Genomic DNA, 1,770 nt, shown 5'->3' on the forward strand with positions numbered 1-1,770 from the left:
TTGTTCCAGCTGTTCCTGTTGCTCCAGTAGTGCCAGATGATCCGGTCGGCCCTATTGCACCTGTAGGACCCGTGGCTCCTGATGCACCTGTAGCCCCAGTAGCACCAGCAGGTCCTGTTGCACCTGTAACTCCAGTAGCTCCAATCCCCGTAGGTCCAGTAGGTCCAACAGGGCCACCAGAAGGTCCTGTAGCCCCAGTAGCACCGGTTGGACCTACTAAAGAAGGAGCAGCTAAGATGTTTTCCAGTTTAGATTGAAGGAGTAGCTCCTTCTTAATTAATTCTTGCATAGTACTTTGAACACTTGAATTTACCTGTAGCAACTCATTGATGGTTGCTGGAACCGAAGTCCGGGCAGCGTACCGATAGCGTATTGGATTTTCTCCGCTTCGGCATTAATAATGTGTCCTAGCCCTAACTCTTCAATCGCTATAGAAGATAACAAGAGGTTCAAGGCGTCATCTCTAGTAATTGTGATGCTAGGGGTTATATTAGGAAGATTCGCTTGTGACAATGTCTTCATCCTTTCTTAATTTATCGATCTAATAGAGAAGTCTCCCTCCTGTTAGTCGTATAATGCAGAATATGATTTTTATTCATTAGCGGTATGAGCCTTCAACCCGCATAGAAGCTATTTTTACAAATACATACCGAATCACACTAGAATTGGACGCAAAGAAGAGCCCGGGATCACCAACGTCCCCCGGACTTAGACTCGAGCTTCCTATGTTCTTTTTCAAAGTGTAATAGGGATTTACTGCACTTAAAGAACACTTCGATATCCAATGCATGCCATGGATTCGAACGATTTCTTCATTGTCGAGTGTTCTATCTGTACTTAACATCGCGAGCCATTCACTGTGCTTATTGCGATTACGGATAAAGAGAATTTCGTTATCTAGTCTCACATGAGCAGCACCTAAAATGTCTTTCTTTCCCATGGAAGGCTTGACTTTGCGGTATAATTCCGTCAGGTGCTGGAAATGGTGACCGCATCTGCATCCTATTCAAAAATTAAAGTAAGATCCGTTGTCTCTACTGTATCGAAATAGCACCGCCGCCGTGTCCGACAACCTCAGATGTACCAAATATACTGACCTCAGTTGACTCAATGTAATAAACCATGAATAGTCTCGTTCCAGCGTTGACCGGTATATTCAAGTCAGATGCAATGACTACACTCGGTAAATGATTTGCGGGCGGGCTTGGTATAGTCCCTATTATACGCGGTACCAGTTCAAAATCAGTTCCAGGGATAAACGTAAAGATATTGTTACCTGGCGTACCAGGCGTATCGTTCCGATATATCCGCGCGTGCACGCCCACGTTAATAGGAAGGTCAGCTTGTTCCAAAATAAACTTCGCTGAGTACGACATTATGGTTCCCGCACGGGGCATTAACAACGGTTCGAGACCTATCCCACCTATCAACGCATCCAGATCTATCGTGTCAAGCAGTGGTGTGATGACAGGGATTGGTGCCACGCCGTTAAATCCAAAGAAGGACATGTTGATAGGGTCACCGTTAACATCCGTATTTAAGGTGATTATAAACGGTGCCGTCGAAAATCCCTCTTCTGAACCGCCAAATGGTATAATCGCACCACCTCCAGGGGCACCAGTAGCGCCAGCCACACCAGTAGCGCCAGTCACACCGGTAGCGCCAGTAACTCCTGCCACACCAGTAGCGCCAGTCACACCGGTAGCGCCAGTAACTCCTGCCACACCAGTAGCGCCAGTCACACCGGTAGCACCAGTAACTCCTGCCACA

General features: G+C 46.9%; 2 protein-coding genes and 2 pseudogenes. 1 reads left to right on the plus strand and 3 read right to left on the minus strand.

Annotated features, from left to right (window positions below; all coding sequences use genetic code 11):
- The 3 genes and pseudogenes from ACIPKN_RS07760 to ACIPKN_RS26910 all read right to left on the minus strand — a co-directional run.
- Window positions 1-289, minus strand: a pseudogene (locus tag ACIPKN_RS07760) (hypothetical protein); the annotation flags it as partial.
- Window positions 290-309: 20 nt separating this feature from the next.
- On the minus strand, window positions 310-522 hold the full coding sequence (locus ACIPKN_RS26905; RefSeq protein WP_483869516.1) for an alpha-helical endospore appendage domain-containing protein: 213 nt from the start codon (window positions 520-522) through the stop codon (window positions 310-312).
- 206 nt (window positions 523-728) lie between these two features.
- Window positions 729-973, minus strand: a pseudogene (locus tag ACIPKN_RS26910) (IS4 family transposase); the annotation flags it as partial.
- Window positions 974-1,464: 491 nt separating this feature from the next.
- On the opposite strand from ACIPKN_RS26910, the gene ACIPKN_RS07765 reads away from it, so the two are divergent.
- A partial coding sequence (locus ACIPKN_RS07765) for a hypothetical protein (RefSeq protein WP_400934766.1) occupies window positions 1,465-1,770 on the plus strand: 306 nt, incomplete at its 3' end.

It is taken from the genome of Lysinibacillus sp. NPDC086135, from assembly GCF_044746345.1.
GTDB lineage: Bacteria > Bacillota > Bacilli > Bacillales_A > Planococcaceae > Lysinibacillus.

Excerpts from the sequence above, each read along its gene's own strand:
- ACIPKN_RS26905 (WP_483869516.1), bottom strand. The coding sequence starts at position 522 with ATGAAGACATTGTCACAAGCGAATCTTCCTAATATAACCCCTAGCATC.